Source organism: Psychrobacter sp. TB67 (assembly GCF_000511065.1).
Taxonomy (GTDB): Bacteria; Pseudomonadota; Gammaproteobacteria; order Pseudomonadales; family Moraxellaceae; genus Psychrobacter; species Psychrobacter okhotskensis.
In genome coordinates, this window is record NZ_AYYA01000026.1 from 35167 (window position 1) to 58232 (window position 23066).

21 protein-coding genes are annotated in these 23066 nt (G+C 43.2%); 8 read left to right on the forward strand and 13 right to left on the reverse strand.

Features of this window, described 5'->3' with window-relative positions:
* Positions 1–135 precede the first annotated feature (135 nt).
* A complete protein-coding gene (locus W293_RS0103455; protein ID WP_025651108.1) occupies positions 136–429 on the forward strand; it encodes a GNAT family N-acetyltransferase in 294 nt (97 codons plus the stop codon).
* Between the two features lie 398 nt (positions 430–827).
* Positions 828–1121 (forward strand): 4a-hydroxytetrahydrobiopterin dehydratase, encoded by a 294-nt coding sequence (locus W293_RS0103460; RefSeq protein WP_025651109.1) that lies wholly within the window; start codon positions 828–830, stop codon positions 1119–1121.
* A 164-nt stretch (positions 1122–1285) separates the two neighbouring features.
* Here W293_RS0103460 and W293_RS16925 read toward each other — a convergent pair whose 3' ends face one another.
* The gene (locus W293_RS16925) at positions 1286–1441 is read right to left on the reverse strand and encodes a DUF1328 domain-containing protein (RefSeq protein WP_010200882.1); all 156 of its coding nucleotides are present in this window, start codon (positions 1439–1441) and stop codon (positions 1286–1288) included.
* A gap of 596 nt (positions 1442–2037) precedes the next feature.
* Between W293_RS16925 and W293_RS0103470 the strand changes: the two genes are divergently transcribed.
* The 3 genes from W293_RS0103470 to W293_RS0103480 all read left to right on the forward strand — a co-directional run bounded on the left by W293_RS0103470 (position 2038) and on the right by W293_RS0103480 (position 5755).
* Positions 2038–3342, forward strand: coding sequence for a saccharopine dehydrogenase family protein (locus tag W293_RS0103470; RefSeq protein ID WP_025651110.1), 1305 nt, complete (start codon positions 2038–2040; stop codon positions 3340–3342).
* A 608-nt stretch (positions 3343–3950) separates the two neighbouring features.
* Positions 3951–4787 (forward strand): hypothetical protein, encoded by an 837-nt coding sequence (locus W293_RS0103475; protein ID WP_025651111.1) that lies wholly within the window; start codon positions 3951–3953, stop codon positions 4785–4787.
* A 539-nt stretch (positions 4788–5326) separates the two neighbouring features.
* The gene (locus W293_RS0103480; protein ID WP_025651112.1) at positions 5327–5755 is read left to right on the forward strand and encodes a hypothetical protein; all 429 of its coding nucleotides are present in this window, start codon (positions 5327–5329) and stop codon (positions 5753–5755) included.
* Positions 5756–6097: 342 nt separating this feature from the next.
* Here the strand turns inward: W293_RS0103480 and W293_RS0103485 are convergent, their stop codons facing one another.
* Positions 6098–8647 carry a Tex family protein gene (locus W293_RS0103485; protein ID WP_025651113.1) on the reverse strand — a complete coding sequence of 850 codons (2550 nt, stop codon included), beginning with the start codon at positions 8645–8647 and terminating at the stop codon, positions 6098–6100.
* Positions 8648–9008: 361 nt separating this feature from the next.
* Here W293_RS0103485 and ompR point away from each other — a divergent pair, with 361 nt between their 5' ends.
* Both ompR and W293_RS16045 read left to right on the forward strand, forming a co-directional pair.
* Positions 9009–9767 (forward strand): two-component system response regulator OmpR, encoded by a 759-nt coding sequence (ompR, locus tag W293_RS0103490; RefSeq protein WP_025651114.1) that lies wholly within the window; start codon positions 9009–9011, stop codon positions 9765–9767.
* Positions 9768–9822: 55 nt separating this feature from the next.
* The gene (locus W293_RS16045; protein ID WP_051395056.1) at positions 9823–11028 is read left to right on the forward strand and encodes a CobW family GTP-binding protein; all 1206 of its coding nucleotides are present in this window, start codon (positions 9823–9825) and stop codon (positions 11026–11028) included.
* Positions 11029–11137: 109 nt separating this feature from the next.
* Here W293_RS16045 and W293_RS0103500 read toward each other — a convergent pair whose 3' ends face one another.
* The 5 genes from W293_RS0103500 to ubiG all read right to left on the reverse strand — a co-directional run bounded on the left by W293_RS0103500 (position 11138) and on the right by ubiG (position 15271).
* Positions 11138–11404 (reverse strand): DksA/TraR family C4-type zinc finger protein, encoded by a 267-nt coding sequence (locus tag W293_RS0103500; protein WP_025651115.1) that lies wholly within the window; start codon positions 11402–11404, stop codon positions 11138–11140.
* A gap of 177 nt (positions 11405–11581) precedes the next feature.
* Positions 11582–12376: a substrate-binding domain-containing protein gene (locus tag W293_RS0103505; RefSeq protein WP_025651116.1), complete on the reverse strand. Its 795-nt coding sequence runs from the start codon at positions 12374–12376 to the stop codon at positions 11582–11584.
* Between the two features lie 242 nt (positions 12377–12618).
* A complete protein-coding gene (locus W293_RS0103510; protein WP_025651118.1) occupies positions 12619–13455 on the reverse strand; it encodes a YciK family oxidoreductase in 837 nt (278 codons plus the stop codon).
* A 161-nt stretch (positions 13456–13616) separates the two neighbouring features.
* The gene (locus W293_RS0103515) at positions 13617–14327 is read right to left on the reverse strand and encodes an HAD family hydrolase (RefSeq protein ID WP_025651119.1); all 711 of its coding nucleotides are present in this window, start codon (positions 14325–14327) and stop codon (positions 13617–13619) included.
* 71 nt (positions 14328–14398) lie between these two features.
* Complete coding sequence (ubiG, locus tag W293_RS0103520) at positions 14399–15271, reverse strand: bifunctional 2-polyprenyl-6-hydroxyphenol methylase/3-demethylubiquinol 3-O-methyltransferase UbiG (RefSeq protein ID WP_025651120.1); 873 nt, start codon at positions 15269–15271, stop codon at positions 14399–14401.
* Positions 15272–15700: 429 nt separating this feature from the next.
* Here ubiG and W293_RS0103525 point away from each other — a divergent pair, with 429 nt between their 5' ends.
* The gene (locus W293_RS0103525; RefSeq protein WP_025651121.1) at positions 15701–16321 is read left to right on the forward strand and encodes a thiol:disulfide interchange protein DsbA/DsbL; all 621 of its coding nucleotides are present in this window, start codon (positions 15701–15703) and stop codon (positions 16319–16321) included.
* 229 nt (positions 16322–16550) lie between these two features.
* Here the strand turns inward: W293_RS0103525 and yjgA are convergent, their stop codons facing one another.
* From yjgA to pcnB, 6 genes are all read right to left on the reverse strand, one after another.
* The gene (yjgA, locus tag W293_RS0103530; RefSeq protein WP_025651122.1) at positions 16551–17063 is read right to left on the reverse strand and encodes a ribosome biogenesis factor YjgA; all 513 of its coding nucleotides are present in this window, start codon (positions 17061–17063) and stop codon (positions 16551–16553) included.
* A gap of 52 nt (positions 17064–17115) precedes the next feature.
* Positions 17116–18039: an RNase adapter RapZ gene (gene rapZ / locus W293_RS0103535; RefSeq protein WP_037024744.1), complete on the reverse strand. Its 924-nt coding sequence runs from the start codon at positions 18037–18039 to the stop codon at positions 17116–17118.
* A 118-nt stretch (positions 18040–18157) separates the two neighbouring features.
* A complete protein-coding gene (panC, locus tag W293_RS0103540) occupies positions 18158–19057 on the reverse strand; it encodes a pantoate--beta-alanine ligase (protein ID WP_025651124.1) in 900 nt (299 codons plus the stop codon).
* A 64-nt stretch (positions 19058–19121) separates the two neighbouring features.
* Positions 19122–19922: a 3-methyl-2-oxobutanoate hydroxymethyltransferase gene (gene panB, locus W293_RS0103545; protein WP_025651125.1), complete on the reverse strand. Its 801-nt coding sequence runs from the start codon at positions 19920–19922 to the stop codon at positions 19122–19124.
* Between the two features lie 93 nt (positions 19923–20015).
* Positions 20016–20582 carry a 2-amino-4-hydroxy-6-hydroxymethyldihydropteridine diphosphokinase gene (folK, locus tag W293_RS0103550; protein WP_025651126.1) on the reverse strand — a complete coding sequence of 189 codons (567 nt, stop codon included), beginning with the start codon at positions 20580–20582 and terminating at the stop codon, positions 20016–20018.
* A gap of 67 nt (positions 20583–20649) precedes the next feature.
* Positions 20650–22995, reverse strand: coding sequence for a polynucleotide adenylyltransferase PcnB (gene pcnB / locus W293_RS0103555; RefSeq protein WP_025651127.1), 2346 nt, complete (start codon positions 22993–22995; stop codon positions 20650–20652).
* Between the last annotated feature and the right edge of the window lie 71 nt (positions 22996–23066).

Below are 23066 nucleotides of genomic sequence, written 5' to 3' on the forward strand. Positions count from 1 at the left end.
ATATTAACGGTAACATTTTACCTATCTGTGTTTACCATAAGCAGTCGTACATGACTGGTGTAACAACGGATAATGTCCCATAATATAAAAACGACAAATTAGCCTTTTAGAAAAATCATAATAATGGAGTGATATATGAACGATAATACTGAAAAAAAACCATTAGATATTGTCCATGATGACCAAGCTAAACGTTTTGAGACCTCAATTGATGGTCATACTGGCTATCTCAGCTATCAGGAACACGATGATAAACTAATCTACGACCATACTATCGTACCGCAAGAATTGGGCGGGCGCGGTGTTGGTTCTGGTCTGGTCAAACATGCCTTGAACTATGCACGCGAACAGGGTAAAAAAGTCGTACCACAATGCTCATTTGTTGCCTCTTATATAAGCAAGCATCCCGAGTATCAAGATTTGGTATAACTGGCTCCTCTTATAGTCCGTTCAATTCAAAAATAAGACAGCGGAACTGAGATACATTTTTTGCAGTCTCTGTCAGCGTAGACACAGCAAGCAAGGAAAATTTGTCTCAGTTCCGCGTTATGACACTTTGTACCTATTTTATTTAGAGCCTACTATATAGGGTTAACTATATTAAGATCTAACAATTGCTACCACACTACCCTCCTATTTATTTGCTGTCTGCAATCATGTATTTATTTTTAAATATATGACAAGATATCGAATATAGGTGGGTTTTTTGTCCTATTTAGAGTATAAAGTTGCTAGCGCACTTATTAGAATTTTTATCAATCCATTAAATAATGAAAGTTAATAAAAACTCGACCAAATCATCCAACATAATAATAAGGGAGACCACCATGAGTAGTTTATCTGACAAACAAATTGACTTACAGCTAGAAGACTTAGCTGGCTGGCAGCGTGACGGCAACAGCATTATTAAAAGCTATGAATTTAATGACTTTATTGAAGCCATCAGTTTTATGAACCAAGCCGCATTTCATGCCGAAGCGCTGGAACATCACCCTGAATGGCACAATGTTTATAATGTTGTAGACGTACGCCTAACCACGCATGATACGGGCGGTATCACCAGTCTTGATATTCGTTTGGCTAAACGAATGGAACATATTATTCAACCCAAACGCTTGTAATACATTTGGACGTATTCTTTATTAAGTCATGTTCAGTGGCTTAATATCTAGAGCAAAACAATTAGTAAAGTAGGTAGTAAATTGATTAGCGAAGAGTTTCCATAAAAAAAGTCCTCAATTGAGGACTTTTTTGCTTGATAACGTTTATTTATTCAAATTCACTGCTACATTTTACGGCTAACAAATGCGACGATAAACAAAATTACCGCCAATGCTAATAGAATGTAGGCAAAGTTTGCAGACAGTCCAGCGACACCACCAAACCCTAAGAAACTTGCAATCAGTGCGATTACTGCAAATATAATAGCCCAGCGAAACATAACCTTCTCCTCAATAATTATCAAAAATCAGATAGAAAGACAAATAGCAGATCTAAAACGCGATCGTTGCTAATATTCGTCTTACTTCATCTAATGTCCATTTAAGTTGTTGTTTTTTTAATACTATTTACAACTGTGTACGGGGATAGATTAGCAATATTTTTCGCCAAAAAACGTTCATTTTAGTAATAATGTCGGTAGGTTATGTAATCTTTGTAGCAAATCTTAATATTTAGACATTTTTGCTTGGCTTTGCAGCACTTATGTGTAGAGATGGTGAGGTATCACTCAACTCCGAGCATTTTCACCCTATAATTTACTATAAACCATGACAGTTCACACTAACTGGTTCCTACTTACCATTACTATGCCTTAGAATAGATTGACGACTTAGAATCCATTTAACGATATGTAAATATGGATCTTTTTTTATTCCCATCACTCATTTATAGTCGCTTCAATCTAAAAATGGTACGAAGCCATCGAATGCAGATGTATAGACCCTACTTCAAGCAAGGTTAATGCTATAACACTTTTATAACGGATCAGCTCTAGCATTAAATTATGCAGAAAAACACTTATTAAGGACAATAAATATGGCTAATAATATGGATACGTCAAAGAATACGAATGCAGCAGATGATAATAAACAAACCAACAGTAACCAGCGCCCTTACGCCATTATTTTATACGGAGCGACCAGTTTTGTTGGACAGATTACTGCTCATTATTTAACAAGCTTTTTGTCTAATGCCAAAAATAAGGATGGCTCTAACGTCACGTGGGCGATAGCGGGTCGTGACGAAGACAAGCTTAACGAATTACAGTCCAAGCTTGAGAGCAAAGTAGATATTATTATCGCTAATAGTAAAGACGCTGCTAGCCTAGATGAGATGACCAAGCAGGCGCAAGTCATCATCTCAACCGTTGGCCCTTACTTAAGATATGGCGAGGCGTTGGTCAAATCTTGCGCCGAAAATGGCACTGATTATGTCGACCTTACCGGTGAAGCCATCTTTATTAAAGATATGATGGACAAATACCAAGAGACTGCCAAACAAAGCGGTGCTCGTATCGTCAATTCCTGTGGCTTCGACTCTATTCCGTCAGATTTAGGCGTTTATTTTACCCAGCAGCAGGCAGAAGCTCAGTTCGATAGCACTTGTGATGTCATTCATATGCGCGTAAAAGCGGCGAAAGGTGGCTTATCTGGTGGTACGGTTGCCTCAATGGCGACTATTTTTGAAGAAGTAGGAAAAGATAAATCACGTCGTAAGCAAGTGGCAAACCCTTATCTGCTCAATGATGATAAAGATGCGCCTAGCGTGCGCCAAGCCAATGTCAGTAAGCCAGAATACGATAATGAGCACAAACGCTGGTTGGCCCCGTTTGTAATGGCAAGCATCAACACTCGTATTGTACATCGCAGCAACCAACTGCTTGGCTACAAATATGGTCGCGACTTTAAGTATGACGAAGCGATGTGGATGAAAGATGGGGTAAAAGGCAAACTGTCAAGTTATGCACTGAGCGCTGGACTGTTAGGATTTGCCACCGCGATGATGATTAAGCCAAGCCGCGAATTGCTGTCCAAGCATGTCTTACCAAAAGCTGGCTCTGGGCCGTCGAAGTCTGACCAAGATAACGGTTACTACGATATTCGTCTCTTTGGAAAAACTGCCAATAAAGACACCATCAACACCAAAGTAACGGGCGATAAAGATCCTGGTTATGGCAGTACGTCACGCATGCTGGCACAAGCAGCCTTATGCTTAGCGCAAGATATTAGCAAAGATGATGTCGGTGGCGGGTTTTGGACGCCAGCAGCCGCTATGGGTGATAAGCTGCTAACACGTTTAGAAGCGCATGCAGGTCTTAGCTTTGAGGTAGTCGATGGTTAGCCTTTACAGATGACACTTAACAAACTGTCAATAAACGAAGACTAAAATCTGAATAGCCGTATTTTTAATGATCGTATTTTTAATAACCGTATCTTGGTAACAAGGTACGGTTTTTTTATGGACAAACTCTTTAAAATTTTCAAGCAGATGTTAATGAATAATAATAACGTACGTTTTTGGTGAACAATGTTGCCAGTTTTCTCTTTTTTTATACATTACGCTACACATCCTTAGCCTGATGTCACAGCCATGTCTTAGCAAGTGACGTAGTATTAAAAACGTTAAAATAAAAAATTAAAGCAGAAACGTCGAATCAAAAATTATGACGTTATTTATTAAAAACTAATTCGTTTTACTAGGGTGTGTCTTCATTTTAAAAATGGTCATAAAAGTGAGATAAACTGCCGTCAAACGAGGAAAATAGTGCAAATAATATCGGGATATTAATCAGCTATTTGACGATGTTTGGCAAAATTTAGCCATTTTTAGCCCATTCAGATACAAGCGCTTGAATTGAGGACACGCCCTAATAACTTGATATAAAAATAAGCCATATAAGAAATAATACTAATTCAAACACATTTATTAATCATTAAAAGGATGTAACCATGAAATTGAATATATTGACCGTTGCTGTTATTACATCAGGTCTAACCATGCTTGCGAGCCATGCAAATGCTGCAATGACAACCGATAATCACGGTAACGTAGGCTATGACAGTTACGACGAATGCGTCACTGCTGTCCAAGATGGCTCAGCCAAGTTTTATAGCCCTTATACCTATCAAAACCCCAAACGCCAAGCTGGTGAAGCCTCTGTCAAAAAGATGCGCTTATCTGAAGTCATGATTCCACAGAGTGTCGTCGACAGCAATAACTTAAATGCTAACAATTATTCAGCAGGTGCTTGTGATTTAGGCGTGGGACAATCGAATGGTCGCTATGGCGTATCCGGCGCTTTGGTCGGCAAATATGTTGCTATCGCCGCTGATATGCCAGTCAACGTCTACATGGATAAAAACGGCAATCCTGTGCGTTTAAGTATGCAACAGTGCGACAATCATTTTGGCGCCAAGTTCCCTACACCAATTATGTCTGAAGCTGTGGAAAGTGAAGCGTTAGAAGCGGAAGTTGCCATTACTGAAGATCGTAGTATAGAACCCGTTATTATCGAAACGACTCGTGTTATTCGTCCTGCTAAATATAAAGTAAAAGAAGTCATCATCGCACCACAAGATCAAATTAAACGCGTTAATACAGCAAATGGTACGGCCATTGCGGTAGAAGATGCTGGGCGTACTGTAATCGTTGGCGAGGTAGCAGATGCTGAAGTGATTGATAATACTGAAATCAGTCAGACCTTCCCTGTCATCCGCGTTCCTGATAGCGATTTACAGCAGCGCGTTATCGATCCCAATACTGGTAGATATGTCATCGTTGAATAATTTTTTTACAAAAAAAATCTTGGATGCAAGTAAATTATATTCTTATAGTTGATTTAATTTAAAAGTAGTACAAGGCCACCGAGTGTAGATGTATATTTAGTACTTCAAACGAGGTTAACGCAGTAATACTTTTATAGTGGAATGACTATATTTAATAGTCACTGTGTTTAAAGCTAAGGTAAAGAAACTTTATATATTTGCCTGACAATAAGAATACAATAGTTGCACAAAGTCACCTGCGAGCGCACGTCTGTTAGATTTTTAATCTATGTACTACTGAAATAATAATCGCTTAGTTGCTATTCTCTTGCTTAGAGTTTTATTAGATTATTTTATAAAACTCTTTATCCACACCAATCATGATAATCAACAAATGGTTATCATGATTTTGTTTTATCTACACATTGAATGTTAAATATATTAAATATATAGATTCAAAATACACCATTAATTTGTGCTATACGAAATCATGCAAATAAGCGTCAAGTTTGAAATACTTTGAGCTGACGCTATGAGAATGCAAACTGAGGAATAAACTGATGAAAAACCGTACTCTACCTTTATCATTACTGATTGGCGCTATGCTCACTATTCCAAGCTTGGCTATGGCTGCACCTGCTAACACTGCACAAGCAGATATGCAAAATGCTGCTACTACCACACTTGAGACTGAAGCTGAAAATTCAGTCAATGTATCAGTACCAAATCCATCTAACTCGGTTCAGATTAACGAAACCCAGCGCATCTCAAGAGCAAGCGTAAATAGCAACGCCACTCAACAACAGATGGCTCCTGAGCAACAGGCACAACAACAGGCTATGCAGCAAGCGCAACAACAAGCCATGCAAGATTCAGAAGAAGCAATGCCACAAAAAGACCTACAAGAAGATATGTCACAAGAAGATATGCTAGATGAAGAATCAATGCTGGAAGAAGAAGCTTCGTCAGAATCACAAGAAGAGCTATAACAAACTCCCCAAGAAGCAACAGAAAATCTATAATACGGTATAAGCGCTTCTGTTAACTGATAAAAGCAGTAATATTTATTTACTACAGCACCTTAGGGTCTGTTGAACGAATCTTTAAATATTAGACTGCTGATATCAATTTTTCTTGCTTGCTGTGCCTGCGCAGACAGAGGCGACAAAAAATTGATATCAGCAATACCGTCGTGTTTTTAAAATATTTTGACTATAGCTAAAGTATTTATCAAATATATTTCCAATAAAAAAGGCAGCCTAATGGCTGCCTTTTTTATTGGTTATTTCTGTTAATTATTTAGAACTAACTTAAGAAACTGACCAAACCCATTACTTCTTAGTTTTAGTGACGCCCGCTTCTTGCAACAATGCACCCAATGTACCCATTTTGCTAGGTGCTTCTACTTTTTCAGCTTTAGGCGCTTTGCTGCGGTTATTGGCGCTGTCTTTATCTTGACGATTACCGCGCGGTTTTGACGGACGCTTATCCGCTGCTGGACGGCTGTTATTTGGGCGATTGCTATTTGCCTGATTACTACGTGGACGACTGGCTTTCTCATCATTACCTGTACCTTCTGCAGTCGACTTCGCTGCTGGACGCGCGGGCTTTTCAGATTCAGGCTTCATACTAAAACCAATGCGACCACGCTTTTCGTCGATAGAGATGACACGCACTGAGACAATATCGCCCGGCTTGACGCGATTCATCGGATCGGCAACGAAGTCATTGGCCATCTGTGAGATATGCACGAGACCATCTTGATGGACACCGACATCAACGAAGCAACCAAAGGCTGTCACGTTAGTAACCACACCTTCTAGCTGCATGCCTTCGCTTAAATCTTTAATGCTATTAACGTCTTCACGGAAGTTAGCCGTTTTAAACTCAGGACGTGGGTCACGTGCAGGCTTGGCAAGCTCTTCGATGATAGCTTTGACACTGATATTATCATCATTTGCCGCTAGTGCAGTGGTGTCGAGCGTGTTTAGTACACCGTCGTTACCGATGACTTCTGGCAATGCTTTACCGGTTTGCGCCAGTAAGCTATCGACCAGCGCATAGCTTTCTGGATGCACACCAGTCGCGTCAAGTGGATTACTACCACCATGTATGCGTAAGAAGCCTGCTGCCTGCTCAAAGGTCTTAGCACCTAAACGCGGAACGTTTTTGAGCGCCTCACGGCTATCAAATGCGCCGTGCTCTTTACGATAAGTGACGATTTGCTGGGCGACATTTTTATTCAAACCCGCAATATGCGCCAAGATAGCAGGACTTGCCGTATTCACATCAACCCCAACCGCGTTCACGCTATCTTGGGTCACTTTATCCAAGCTATCAGCCAACTGGTTTTGGTTGACATCATGTTGATATTGACCAACACCAATGGCTTTTGGATCTACTTTGACCAGCTCTGATAACGGATCTTGCAAGCGACGAGCGATAGAAACCGCACCGCGTACAGATACGTCTAAATTACCAAGCTCATCAGTGGCCAGCTCACTGGCTGAATAGACAGAAGCGCCTGATTCATTAACGATAACCGCTTTGGCTTTTAATTCAGAATTGGCGGCCAAAATCTCTTTAATCATCGCATCTGTTTCACGGCTCGCCGTACCGTTACCGATAGCGACTAGATCGACGTTGTAAGTACTTAATAATTCATCAATGACTTTTTTGGCTTCATCCATCTTATTATCAGGGGCGAATGGATAAACGGTTGCGACGACAGGCTTGTCTTCGCTGTCTAGCATGACATGGCCTTGGGCATCGACAATCGCCATTTTAACGCCATGGCGGATGCCGGGATCCACACCTAAAATCACTTTACGACCAGCAGGTGCTGACATGAGTAAATGCTGTAAATTATTGGCAAACACATCAATCGCGTCAGCTTCAGCAGTTAGGCGTTTTTCCGTCAATAAGCGATGCTCGATATGCGGACGCCATTTTTCTTTCCATAAGCTACTAGCGGCTTCTGTTAAAAACTCACGGCGCGCGTCAGGTGCTTTGGCATTAACATCGAAATGCTTGATAGTTTTTTCGATAAAGGGGGCATCTTCGCCTTCGATTTTGAGACCCAAAACATTCTCTTGGCGACCACGTAGCATTGCTAATAAACGATGGTTTGGCAGACGCGCAAGGCTTTCACTATGTTCAAAATAATCTTTGAATTTCTCACCGACTTCGCGTTTTTCTTCGCTAGCAACCGCAGATACGATACTCGCCGTTTTGGCAAAACCACTACGTAAATTATCTAGCAAGTCTAGTGCTTGTGTCCACTCATCAACGATGATGGCTTGCACGCCCGCCAATTGCTTATCGATATCGCTAAAGTCGACTTCAATCTCGTTACCGCTGTCGTCAGAGATGCTAGATGGCGCTTGATAGTCAGCCAGTGCCTCTGTTGGGGTAATCTCTTGCGTCAGTACCGCCTGAGCAGCAACGTCGAGACCAGCAGCACGTGCTTTGGCAGCTGGTGAACGGCGACGTGGACGATAAGGCAAGTAGATGTCTTCAAGCTCAAGCTTGGACGTCGCGTTATCGATACGCGTCTGTAGCTCGTCAGTCAAATTGCCCTGCGTGCTGAGCAGCTCAGTAATTTTGAGGCGACGCGTTGCCATGTCGCGCTCATAATTGAGAGACTTCTCTAAAGCACGCAGCTGCGCATCGTCAAGGTTTTGGGTTTTTTCTTTGCGGTAACGCGCAATGAAAGGAACGGTCGCGCCTTCATCGTAAAGTTTGACAAACGCATTGACTTGAGCAGTCTTAATGCCAAGCGCGCGAGCAAGCTTGTCGTGAATATTCGCGTGTGTGGTTGCATCCAAAACCTGTGCATTTGTCGAGGTTTGAGATGGCGTTAAGGTATCAGTGCTACTCATAGACGTATCAATCGTTGATAAATGGTGTTTGGCATTATAGCAAAAGCTGCATGAATAAAAATCCTTTTTATCTTTTCCTTATTTATCTGCTGTTTTCTACCCTAAATTGGCTGCTATGCTAAGTTCTGTAGCCTTGTTAAACAAACGCATACAGCATTTATGCCGATGGGTGATGCAATTGGCGGTGCAATCTTATACACTAAAGTATCAATAGCGCAAATATTACTACGCGCTGGAATATTGAACAAAAGTCTTTAATTTTACGAGGTTTCATTAATACCTAATAGATTAATGATTAAATAACGACAACGTTTTTGCTGAAACTTTCTACTAATAATAATTTTTATAAGAGGATGCCTGTATGCCTGATAATAACAGCCCCGATACTTTAACTCAGCGTATCTTAGTGGTCGATGATGATGCTCGTCTGCGTTCTTTATTACAACGCTTTCTAGAAGATGATGGCTTCGTCGTTCGTACTGCCCATGATGGCAGTCAGATGGATAAGTTGATGCAACGCGAGCTTTTCTCTTTAGTCGTACTGGATTTGATGCTACCGGGCGAAGATGGCATTAGTATCTGTAAGCGGCTGCGTGAAGACAATGGCGATATTCCAATCATCATGCTGACGGCCAAAGGTGGCGACGCCGATCGTATCGCTGGTCTTGAAGCGGGTGCGGATGATTATCTGCCTAAACCCTTTAATCCAAAAGAGCTGCTTGCTCGTATCAAAGCCGTATTACGTCGTCAAAATCGCGAGCTACCGGGTGCACCAAGTCATCAGCTAGAAGTGGTTGAATTTGGTCCATGGACGCTTGATTTATCGACTCGTACGCTTAAACGTGATGGCAATGTAGTTACCTTAACGACCGGTGAATTTTCAGTATTAAAAGCATTGGTTCAGCATCCACGTGAGCCATTAACTCGCGATAAATTGATGAATCTTGCCCGTGGTCGTGAATGGGGTGCGATGGAGCGTTCTATCGATGTACAAGTCTCACGCCTACGCCGCCTCATTGAAGACAACCCGTCACAAGCGCGTTACATCCAAACCGTTTGGGGTGTAGGCTATGTGTTCGTTCCTGACGAAGCTGAAGTTGAAACAGCAAAAAGTGAATAGTATTTACTTTATAGTTGCTGCTTTACACCCACTTATGACGATAGTTTAGACGACAATGGCTTTGACCACATCTACCATGATTCAAAACATACCCTGCACCTTGGTGACAGGGTTTTTGGGTGCGGGTAAAACTACCGTCATCAACCAGCTACTCTCTAGCAAGCCCGCCGATGAGCGCTGGGCTCTATTGATTAACGAGTTTGGACGTATTGGCATTGATGGCGCGCTGCTAGCAAGCGCACAAGAGAACAACGTTGATACAGGCAGCATTGCCATTCGCGAGGTCAGTGGTGGCTGTATTTGTTGCACCAGTCAGCTGCCCCTACAGATTGCGATTACCCGCCTGCTTAGCGATCATCGTCCGCAGCGCCTTATTATAGAACCCACCGGATTGGCACACCCACGCGAGTTGATACAACAACTGAGCGCGCCACATTGGCAAACAGCACTCAATATGCAGGCTGTAATAACGGTGCTAAGTGGCGGGCAATGGCAACAACAAAAGTATCGCTCGCACGATGGTTTTCAAGCGCATGTCCGTGACGCTGATGTCTTGGTGATCAATCGCTATATGCAGCTGAGTGAAAATGAGAGGCAAGCGTTACAAGAATGGATAACACGGCTCAATCCTGACGTGACCACTATCTGGACAGAATCTGAGCCTCACACCGTGGATGATCGCTCAAATAAGATAACTGCTTTGAATACCGCCTTATCAATGCTGATAGCACAGCTGACCAAACCAAGCCATACCATCTCTCGGCAACGCGCTACCAATAAAAGCCAGCCTAATCAGATTCGCATTTCCTTACAGCCACTTACTAGACAGCCACTTACTGGCTTGATGTCTAATCAAGCTATACAAAACAATGAAAGTCATGACGGCATAGCGGCAGATACTGAGCTCCCCTACCGCTATCACGAACAACAACAAGACATGCTGTTAGGGGGCTGGCGCTTGCCTGCACATTACGTATTTAACGCTGATGGTTTACAAGAATGGTTGTTAAAATTGCCTAACTGGCAACGTATTAAAGGCATGGTTCATACCTCTGACGGCTGGTTAAAGATTAACTTTACACCTGACAGCTTGACTATCACCACGACGAGCGCCCACATCGATAGCCGATTAGAAGTCATTTTGCAGACCGATAATGATTTGCCGATAGACAACGTTAGGTCAACCATCAGTCTTAGTAAAGATGATTGGCAGGCTTATGACCAGCAGCTGATGGCGCTGGTGCTTGAAGACAGACTCTAGTTACCTATAAAAAGACTACCTTTCAAAAAATGCCACACTCACAAAAAAGACCACCGTTGCTAAGTAAAATAGCAACGGTGGTCTTTTTTTATTGATTCGCTTTTACAAATTAGCGCAATTGGCTGTCTTTACTGCCGCGACGATTAAACAGCTCAGCTGCTCTCGCCTCTTGTTCAAGCTCGCTTTGGCAACTGACACAATGCTGTACACCCGGTAAAGCTAGGCGCCGCGCTTCTGGAATAGGATTGCCACATTCATCACAGAACTCTGCACTCTCCCCTTTCGGTAGCGCACTGCGTACTCTGTCTAGAGCATCATTGACCGTTGCATCCATCTGTTCGTGCTCAGCACCATCTCTTGACCAGCCACCTGCCATAATCCCATCCTATTTATTTTTTAATGATCATTGCTTTATAGATAAATTCTTTAATAACAAATAGATGGGGTGGTTATTGCTAATTACAATATGCAAATAACAAATGTGTTTGAACGATTAGTGAGAATTATATTTAGGGTATTTACTTTTTAAGAGTGTATGCCTAAAACCTTCTACTCAGCGTTGCCACCCTTCTGTTTTCATGATTTTTTGTCCTTTTTTAGTGATTAAAAAGTTAAGAAAATCTTTTGTTTGAGGATCAGCTTTTGGTGATACAACGATGTTTAAATCACGCCAGATAGCTCGATCCTTATCTATACTAACCATGTCCATATCTTTGGAATTATTAAGCGGCCAATTCGGCCAAGTTATCCAAGCATCTGCTTTTTCATCTTTAAATGCTTTAAAACTGGCTCCAGATCCTAAAGAATACGCTACTATATTATCTCGAAAACGAGCAATATCGTTTAAGCTTCCTTTGCGTCCTGCGAGATCCTCCCAAACTCCAGTACCCGAAGTGTTATATGTTCCTTTACCTTCGGTCACAACTATTTTAATCCCCTTAGCTAATAAATCATCAAAGCTACGTATATTTTTAGGATTTCCTTTTTGTACAGCTATGATTGCTGGTCGGATATAAATGGGTTCAACTTTTTCATGATCAAAAGTTTCGTATGTCTCAAGAAATGCAGTCATTGATTGCTCAGAAGTTCCCCACAGAGCATCGGCATCAGCTTGAGCGTCAGCCGACCATTTGTCTTCAGGTCCTGCTATTAATTCTACCTTGGTACCACCTTGCTTTTCCCAGACATCTGCCACTTTTCTTAAAGCGGTATGTGGGCCACCTGCTCCATACAGCTTTATGACACCATCCTGAGGATTGTGCTCGATGGAAGGATCAAAAAGCGTGGTTTGCGCAAAAGCTGAAGTACAACTTAGCAGCACACATGCAGCAGCAATGGACTTATTCATAAGTATTATCCTAAGTAAAAATCATTGGTAGTTTTGACAAAAAACAGAGTCGTATTTACTATAAAACAGATATCTTGCTGTTGGTATATATTTTTTGTAGCTTCTATTAGCACATCAAGCAACTAAAGAAAATTTATACCAGTTTCGCATCCTAGTACGACGCATCTATTTCATTTAGTATCAACTATAGCTACCCAAATTACTTTTACGCTTTGTATTCATGCAAGTTTAAGTAACACCTCTTAATCTTTTGGCTGTAGCTCAACCACTTGCCCGCGTACACCAATACTTTCGTTACTCATCAAGCAGACGTAGGCTGACATGATGTCTTCCGGCGTTTTTAAACTCATGGGATTTTCTCCTGGATAAGCATGAGCGCGCATATTGGTACGCGTTCCACCAGGATTGATACAGTTAAACCGCAAATTCGTGGTATTTTGCGTCTCTTGAGTAAAGATATCACTCATCCCTTCGACGGCTTGCTTGGAGAGTGCATAAGCGCCCCAAAATGCACGAGGATGGGTACCAACCGTGCTAGACGTAAAGACAATAGAGCCATGATCAGCATCTTTTAATAGCGGTAACAACGCTTGCGTGAGCATAAAAGTCGCCGTAAAATTGACCTTCATCACTTGGGCAAAGATATCGACGTCATACATCTCAAGCGGCGTCAATTGCCCAAGCATGCCAGCATTATGTAAGATACCATCGAGCTGACCCACTTCTTTATTAATCAGGCCTTCTAACTGCTGCATATCTGCGTAAGTTGCGCCTTCTAAATTCATCGGTAGCATGGCTGGCTGCTTGCCACCCAAGCTCTCAATCTCATCATAGACGTATTCAAGTTTGCTACTTGTGCGACCCAATAATAGTACCGTAGCACCATAACGGGCGTAGGTTAAAGCGGCGACGCGCCCAATACCATCACCTGCCCCTGTGACCAAGATAGTCTTGCCGTCTAAACAGTCAACAGGTGGCACAAACTGACGAATATCGTCGTGCGTTAAAGGCTGTCTAGGATTTTGCGCGGCTGCTTGATGATTCTGCTCGGTCGCTGACTGTTTAACATTGTCACTCATAGTATGACTCACTGCGTATTATTTATTATTAGAGGTATTTGCGTTCAAAAGCGTTTATTTTCAGAGATGCGCGTTTACGAGCAAATATTTAAGATTACATATTTATAAGATATTTGCTTGTAAATGCTTTTTTATGACTGATTTATTGATAAGTGTTTTAGTTATAAATATTCAAACTTACCAGAAGACAGTAATAGCTTATTCAACTGCTCAGGGGTATCCGTAATATAATCAGCGCCCCACTTCTTAAGGTTTTTTTGATCTTGCGGCGGAATATAGCCATAAGCGGCCAAAATTGTTGACATACCAGCGGCATTGCCAGCATCGATATCGCGTATATGATCCCCTACATAGAGCACGCAACCAGCAGCGCCGCGCGGGATACCAAGTTTTTCTAATGCCATATACATCGGCTCTGGATCAGGCTTAGGGCGCGATACATCTTCAGGACAGACCAAGGCAGCACAGCGCTCATCCAACTGCATTTTCTGTAACAGCTGCTCTGCTAGATAACGCGGCTTATTGGTCACAATACCCCAAGGCACACCTTTTTTCTCAAGCGTGGTCAGGACCTCTTCTAGTTCGCTAAATACACAGCTGTCCACACAAATCTCTGCTCCATAATCATCTAAAAACTGCTGGCGAAAGCCAAGTAAAGCTTCTTCGCTGACACTGTCTTGACCGTTTTGATGCAGCATAAGCTTGACCATGGCTGACGCACCAGCAGAGACTTGCTCTCGAATAAGTGCTTCAGGTGGGGCTTGCCAATCATTTTCGCGGCTCATTTTAGCAATAATCCGTACGAAGTCGGCAGCGGTATCGATTAGCGTCCCATCAAGGTCAAATAAAACGGCTTTGACGAATTGGCTCATAAGGCATACTCTTTTAATTGGTGAGGTGTTTGGCGCATTAATGATGGGACAGTAGGCAATTAGTTAAGCTATTAAGCCATTGGTTTTTGTACCGCTATCATATAGTTGACATCGACATTTTGTGCCAGCCAATAGCGCTTAGTCAGTGGATTATAATGTAGTCCGGTAATATCTTGGCGCGTAAATCCAGCAGTAACCGCCATCTTATCAAGCTCAGCAGGCGTGATAAATTTGGCATAGTCATGGGTGCCACGATCCAGTAAACGCAATACGTATTCGGCGCCCACGATAGCAAACAGATATGACTTAGGATTGCGGTTAATCGTCGATAGCACACAAACACCACCAGGCGCTAATAGGGCAAAACAAGCTTGCACAATCGAGCTTGGATCAGGCACATGCTCAAGCATTTCCATACAGGTCACCACATCAAACTGACCCGCATGGGTTTTGGCCAAATCTTCTACTGGGATATGCTGATAGCGAAGCGTCTTGTCTAAACCACTTTGCTCTGCATGAATCGTCGCCGCCTTTAGGTTTTCAGTCCCTAGGTCGATACCGGTCACATCAGCACCGCGACGTGCCATCGATTCAGATAATATGCCACCGCCGCAACCGACATCGAGCACTTTTTTGCCCGTCAATCCCATCTCTGCAGTCTTATTAGCGTTTGTACTATCATCGCTATTTTGATAGCCGCGCTTAACATTTTCTTCTATCCAGTTCAGGCGCAGTGGGTTGATTTCATGCAAGGTCGCAAACGCGCCCGTATTACTCCACCATTCGCTCGCCAGTTTATTGAACTTGTCGACTTCGCTAGGATCTACATTTATCGTGGCAGCCGTATCGTTAGAAATAGTATCATTAGCAACAATATTAGCAGTATCGAAACGGCTGTTCGCTTGATCATTCAAAGCAGGCGAAGAAGATAAAGCTGAGCTCATAGCGTTTTCCTTTAGAGTTATTATCGGATACAGTACAGAATTATACCCTTAATATTAGCATGCGAGCGCCAGTTTTGTCGTGAGTACATCGTCACCGATTGTGAGTAAAAGCAGAAAATACTTACATATCATGTCTATAGCGCAGTGCTAACTTGATGGTAACCGATATCTAAAAAGCCTCTTTGCAAACGTTATATGATAAAATTTTTAGTCATAAGAGTCATAGGTACTGTTAAGTAAGATACCTTAAATAATAGCTCACAGCTTTACAACCGTTAGTTAAGAATCGGGTTCACAACCATACCTGTTTTACGTTATTATAGTCGGTACTCTGATATAGGTTGATTATACTAGACGCTTTGTCATTTATATTATCAAACCTATAGAAACTCCTAAAAACTCTCAGCCTCTACCCCTCAAGGAAAAAGTATGAAACGTGTCATTGCATTGACTGGTCTGACTTTTGCTATTGGAATAGCCAGCATGGGCGCCCAAGCAGCCGATTATGTCGCCGGAAAAGACTATCGCGTGCTAGACAATCCAGAAAAAATCACTGGTGATGCTATTATTGTCCGTGAGTTTTTTTGGTATGGTTGCCCGCACTGTAACGCGCTTAATCCTCATATGGAAAAATGGGCAAAAAATAAAGACAAAGATGTGGCTTTCTTCAAAACTCCAGCAGCGCTCAACCCTGTTTGGGAAGCCAGTGCCCGTGGTTTTTATGCCGCTCAGCTGTTAGGCTATGAAAACAAAACCCATGATGCGCTCTTTGATGCGATTCATAAAGATGGCAAAAAGCTGTTTGATCAAGCCTCATTAAGCAAATGGTACGCAGCCCAAGGCGTTGACCAAAAGAAATTCAACAGCCTTTATAACTCATTTGCTGTAGGTACCAAAATCGGTCGCTCACAAGCAGGCGCTAAGCGCTATCAGCTGTCTGGTGTACCAGCCGTTGTGGTACAAGGCAAATATGTCGTCACTGGTGGAGATGCCAAAGTACCTAAAGTGGTTGATTACTTAGTTGATAAAGCACGTGCCGAGAAAAAATAAGCGTTAATTATATTTAATTAAACCGTATTAACGCTGTACTAAAAAAGCCAATCATTAACGATTGGCTTTTTTGTATTTGCATTTTGATAAGCTTATTTTTCAGTACAGTTATTAGTAGTTGTGCAGATAATCGCTATGCTGCTATTGGTATAGTGAGTGAAAAGTAATATAGAAACATCTACACTCGGTTGTCTTGTACTACTTTTAAATTGAATCAACTATAGAATAACTAGCCTTTTAAATCCGATAAGATGGTCACTTCGCGGATATAGCTGGCCAAATCTGCTTTAGACTCCAGCATCAGCTCATCATCCTGCGTGTGCTTGGCGTATTCAATCCAAAGCAATAATTGATACAGGCTATTACGCTCAGAGACTTTATATTGTTTGACAAACTGCTTTAGCGTGCCTTCGTCATTGATATTTAGACGTTCAGACCAGCTTTCTATTTTAGAGACTTGTTCTTTTGGAAAGTAAGCATCGAATAAGGCTTTTACCAATTCATGGCGGTTTTCTTCGCTGATCAATTTACCGACGCGCTTGGTCTGTCTAATACGCGCATTGGCACTGGTAATGTCTGCTAATGCTATCAACTCCGCCATAAAATAATCACTGGCTGGCAAGTTTTTGAGCTGTTTTTTCGACAAGCTGGCGAGGGGTATCGATAATTGTTGCAAGCGCTCATGGGATTTTTTGAGTTCTGTGCGCGAGACGCGCATATCATGTTCTGACCAGTCAATCATAAAAGCGTTCCAAAATAATAAAATGAATAGATTCTTTAGCCATTGATAATCACTACCAACGACTTTTTTCGCGATGTTTCGCTACAACTTTCACGCCTTGCGGCATTGCAGCAGCCAGACGTCGCTGTAAGATATCGGTAATAAATACGGAGCGGTGCTTACCGCCCGTGCAGCCAATCGCTACTGTCACCGTATGGCGGTTATTGTGTAAAAAGTCGGGCAGCCAACGACTTAAAAATTTATCGAGATCATCGGTCATCTCAGCCACTTCTGGATAATCTGCAAAGAATGCGTCGACTTCAGAGTCAAGACCAGTCAAGGCGCGTAGCTCAGGATTCCAGTGTGGATTTGGCAAAATCCTAACATCAAATATAAAGTCAGCATCCACTGGGTTACCGTACTTAAAGCCAAAAGACAGCAAATTAATGACAATTTGATTGTCCATACCGACATAAGCACGCAGTGTGTCTTTGAGCTGATGGATATTCAGCATACTAGTATCAATTTTGATATCGGCATGGCTGGCAATAGGTTCTAACAGCTCAACCTCTTTTTTGATCGCGGCCGGTAGATTAAAAGCAATATGCCGAGCATTATCACTGTCAATATCTTGTGACATTAACGGATGGACACGGCGCGTCGCATTAAAGCGTGCGACCAAAGTGCTCTCTTGCGCGGTCACATATAGCACTTCAACAGCCTGCTTACCATAAGTCTGTTTTAGGATAGCATGGGTCGCTGCAAAGTTAGACAAATCAGCGCGCGGCGTCCGAATATCCACACCAAGGGCGATACGCTTAATACCACTATCGCTGACCAGTTTCTTAGCAGCATCAGGCACTAACGACAAGGGTAGATTATCAATAGAATAATAACCCAAATCTTCTAAGATATTTAATACAGACGTTTTACCCGAGCCGGAACGACCCGATACGACTAAAATACTTAGCCGCTCATCGTTCGGGGCAGCAAGCATTTTCTGCTCTGCTTTCTCGTTGCTTTTACTGTTTTTTTTACTGTCGCTTTTATCGTTACTGGCATCCATGATCCGTTACCCTGTCCATTGCATCCGTCAAATTACTGTGTCATAACGGTTAATGTACCGTTACTACTTGGTTGTCCAACAAGCGTGCCCGCCCTAGCCAAGCTGCGACGAGGATAATCAAATTCTCGTTTTCCACATTAAAAACTTCGGCATCATTAATGACCGATTTCAGCGCATCTGTTTTTACTTCTAGATAGTCAATGTTGAAGCCAGCGTTACTAATACGCTGAGACGTCTCTGCAAGTAACGCTTCAAATTCTGGCATACTCAGTTTATTACTCATTAACTGCTGTGCTAGACGTTGCAGCTCTGCATGAAGCACGGGGGCTGTTTCTCGCTCAGCTGCGCTCAAGTATTGATTGCGCGAAGATAGCGCCAAGCCGTCAGCAGCACGCACAATAGGCGCACCAACAATCTCAATGGGATAGCTTAAATCACGCACCAGTTGCTTAATGATGGCTAATTGCTGGTAATCTTTTTGTCCAAATACTGCCACACCAGGTTGCACGATATTAAATAACTTGGAGACAACAATGCCCACACCATCAAAGTGCCCAGGGCGCGATTGACCACATAATTGCGTGGTAATGCCGCCAGCAAGAACAGAGGTCGGTGGCGGCATTACTGGGTACATCTCAGCGATACTTGGGGCAAAGACATAGTCCGTACCAACTGTTGCTAGCTTGGCGACATCTTCATCTAATGTGCGTGGATAACTCTCAAAGTCCTCTCCTTCCCCAAACTGGGTAGGATTGACGAAAATACTTACCACCACGATATCGGCATGCTGTTTAGCAATGCTGACCAGCTCAAGATGACCTTCATGCAGGTTGCCCATCGTTGGTACTAAGGCAATACGCTGAGCGCTATCTGGCTTATCATTTCTTTGACCACGATAAGGCTGTAGCGCGGCGCGCAACTCTGAAATCTGCTGATAAATGATTGGCATCGTTAAATATTCTTCTACTGATAATCGTAAAAACCAAAAGACTTATTAATACTAGCGCTACAGACTAGCTAAATTGGTGCTGCTCTGTTGGGAAACTGCCTTCGCGTACTGACTGCTGATAAAGGGCAAAGGCGCCTTCAATACTGCGCGCACTGTTACGATCATCAGTTAAAAAGTCATGAACAAAGCGCGGCACGCGTCCATGCACCATACCCAGCATGTCATGCATGACCAACACTTGACCATCCGTATCTGCACCAGCGCCAATGCCAATCACCGGTGCTGTAACCGCTTCTGTTACGGCTTTGGCGAGCTCAGCAGGCACACATTCTAATACGAGCAAGGCAGCGCCTGCAGCAACGACCGCTTTGGCGTCCGCCAGCAACTTATCAGCCGCTTCATCACCGCGACCTTGGATTTTATAGCCGCCAAAAACGTTGACCGATTGCGGAGTCAAGCCAAGATGGACACAAGTAGGCGTGCCTGCTTGCGCTAAGGTCGTGACCAAATCACAAAGCTCACTACCACCTTCAATCTTTATGACATGTGCGCCTGCTTGCATCAACTTGCGACTATTAGCGATCGCTTCTGGCAACGTCACATAACTCATAAATGGTAGGTCAGCTAAAATCAGAGCATGCTGATTACTACGGGCAATATTGGCTGTATGATAAGCCATATCATCAACGGTCACGGGCAACGTTGAGTCGTGGCCTTGTACCACCATACCCAAGCTATCACCAATCAAAATAGTATCGATCTGTGCCTTGTCCATCATGCGTGCAAACATCGAGTCATAGCACGTTAAGCAAGTAAACTTGGTGTCTTCTCTTTTGAATTTTTTTAAAGTAGATAACGTCGTCATATGATTCTCAATTAATCTGCAATGCCTTTATTTATCAATGCTTTTATGTATAGATATCTCTAATTATCATCGCGCCTGTGATTAGAAGCATTATCAGTCGCTCGATAATAATTGTAAGCCTGTCCGATCATGACTTTGCGGATAGCTGTCTATCGGTTTTCCTGCAATCGTCAGCTTTGGCGCGAGCTCTCGCAGCGGTATCAGGACAAAATTACGCTCAAGCAGTCCAGCGTGCGGTATGGTCAGCTGCGGCTCCGCAAGTTGTACGTCGCCATACAATAAGATATCAACGTCCAAACTACGCTCACCCCAATGACGTAAGCGTGCCCGCTTAGCGTGCTCTTCTAGCTGCTGGCAAAATGTAAGCAACTCAAAAGGCGGCAATATTGTCTTAAAACCAGCGACAGCATTAACAAAGTCGGGCTGGTCTTGTGGCCCCATAGGCGCTGAGGCATAAAATGAGGATACTCGAACCTCACGTATTTGCTCATGCTCTCGCAACCCTTGCAATGCCTGCTGTAAGTGCTCTACCGGCGAGCCTAACTCATTGGTTAGATTGCTACCTAAGCCCACATAACAGCTAACCCAAGTCGCCTTGTCCGTCTCGTCAGGTGTTTTATTATGACACTTAGCACTTTTATTAAAGTGATTTTTTATCATGAGCACTTTACTCTAAAACCTGCGGTCCATCACCATCATCAATATCGGTTAAGGTCGTTTATCAATACTAGACATTATCGGTACTGGGCTGACGACGACGGCGTTTCGATGGTACAGGGCCTTTATTATCAGTTACTTTAGTGTCAGTTGCCTTATTGCCATTAACCTTGTCACTTGCTTTACTAGTAACTGTCTTGCTATTGGCAGACTTTGACCCTGTCGTTTTAGCTGATCTCTTAGCTTTCGCAGGCGTAGTCGCTTTATTAGTTCCTGTCTTGTTTTCTGGCGAAGCTTCTACATGCTCTACCGTTTTCTCAGCTTTAGTATTAGCATTACTAGCAGGTTGAGCAGCTGGCTTAGGCGCTTTCTTCGCGTATTTCTTAGCAGTTTGTCCGTTATCGCTAGTTGGCGACTTTTCTGCCGTGCTTGCACTATTATCAACGTCTACCGTAGGCTCACGGCGACGACGCTTATGCGGTATCGGCTCGTTATTCATACTGACTAGCGCCGGTGACCTTGCCACCGAACGGGTCGGATAACTATTGGCTGCAGGTGACGTAACCTCTGGTTGTTTATCCTTAGGTTGCTGAGCCTTATTTGAGCGATCAGCTTTACCATCAGCTTTACTATCAAAGTTAGCATTCTGACTAGGTAGATCTTTCTCAGCTGTTGGACTCGACATCACTGCTTTTTTCTGCACGGACTCTTGACGAGGCTTAGGCTTATCAGCACTTGCTAGCTGCTTTTGTAATGGCGGCACGACTTTTTCATGCTCGATCACAAACAATGGCGCAGGCTTGGAATGATGGCGCTTATTTGCCGCTCGGTTACCGCTACTAGCAAGAGACAACTGCTGTAGCTGAGCAAGCTCATTACTGTCTTGTTTGACCTGCTGCGCGTTATAACCTGTGTCTTTACTGCTGTCAGATTGCTTAGCAGCTGTAGACTGGCTGGCGGCCCGGCGACGACGTGATGGGATATTTGACGCATCGTTCACCACGTTCTGCTCATTGCCATTTTTTTCAGTGCCATTTCTTTCAAGGCCATGCTTTTCATTGCTGCCATTGGCTTTGCTACGCTTAGTGTTTTGTTGATTAGATACCGACTCATCGGCTGTATTTGATTCTGGCTTTTGACGATTACGTCCGCGTCCACCACGCTGCCCTTTTTTATAGGCGCCGCGACGAATATTTTCATCAAACTCATCAATCGCTTGTTCCTGCTCTGATACAGACAAGGTTTGATAAGTTTGCCACCAGTCGCCCATGTCGTTGGTCGATTCTGATAATGGATGCTCAGCATCACCGCACTGCTCACGCAATAATAAAAAGTCAAAGCCTGCACGGAAGCGAGGATGCTCAGAGAGCTGGACAATTTGCTTGCTACGCGGGGCTGCAAGTTTTGGCTGCAATATCCAAATATCACGGATAAATTGCTCAGCAAATTTAGGAATAGCGGTTTTAATACGTTGACGGTCAATGACCTTGCCAGCCGCATGCATCTGCGCTTCAGCAAATGGCATATTGCGCTTTTTAGCTTTTTCTAACTGATGCAGATAGTTTTCCCATAATATGGCTGCATAGAAAAATGCTGGATTGATACTTTTGCCCGCTGCAATGCGTTTGTCAGTATTAATGGCCACTTGTTTCACTAAAGCGCTAGGCTCAGAAGGCGGATAAATAATTAAACTATCAATCGCGCCCGACTCAAATAATAGCGGTAATAATGGCACCAAATAACCACCGGTAAACATCTTTTGCGTTTCATCATAGAGGCGATGCGGTGATATTTGCTCAAGCAGCGCCCAGTTACCATCATGAAACTGATCGGCTAACTCGTCATCAAACTCAAAACCGAGCTTGGCTTTAAAACGTAACGCCCGCAATAGTCTTACCGGATCTTCTTCGATACGAACGGGCGCATGGCCTAATAGGCGAATGATTCTATTATCAATGTCTTCAAGCGCACCGCAAAAATCATGCACCACACCTTTTAGTGGCTGATAATAAAGCGCATTGATCGAAAAATCACGACGAGAGAAGTCTTGTTGGATATCGCCCCAAACGTTATCACGCAGAATCATACCGTCTTGATTGGTGGTACCACTGCTGGTCGGCGGACCACGAAAGGTAGCGACTTCGATCAGCTCACGACCTGAATACACATGCGCCAACTGAAAGCGGCGACCGATAATGCGGCAGCGCTTACCAAAGACGTCTTTGATCTCATGCGGCTTGGCATCAGTGACAGCGTCAAAGTCTTTTGGGCGCAAACCCAATAAAGTGTCACGCACACCGCCGCCGACGATATAGGCGTCAAACCCTGCTCGGGTTAAGGTGGCAATTACTTCAGTAATGGAATTGGGTAATTCAGATTTATTCAGTTCTAACTGCTTGGCGGCACGCTCGGCCATGCATCTACTCCTCGCCGGTATTCTTTAACCACCCCTGATCAACACAGCGTTTATCAGGCGGATGTAACTGC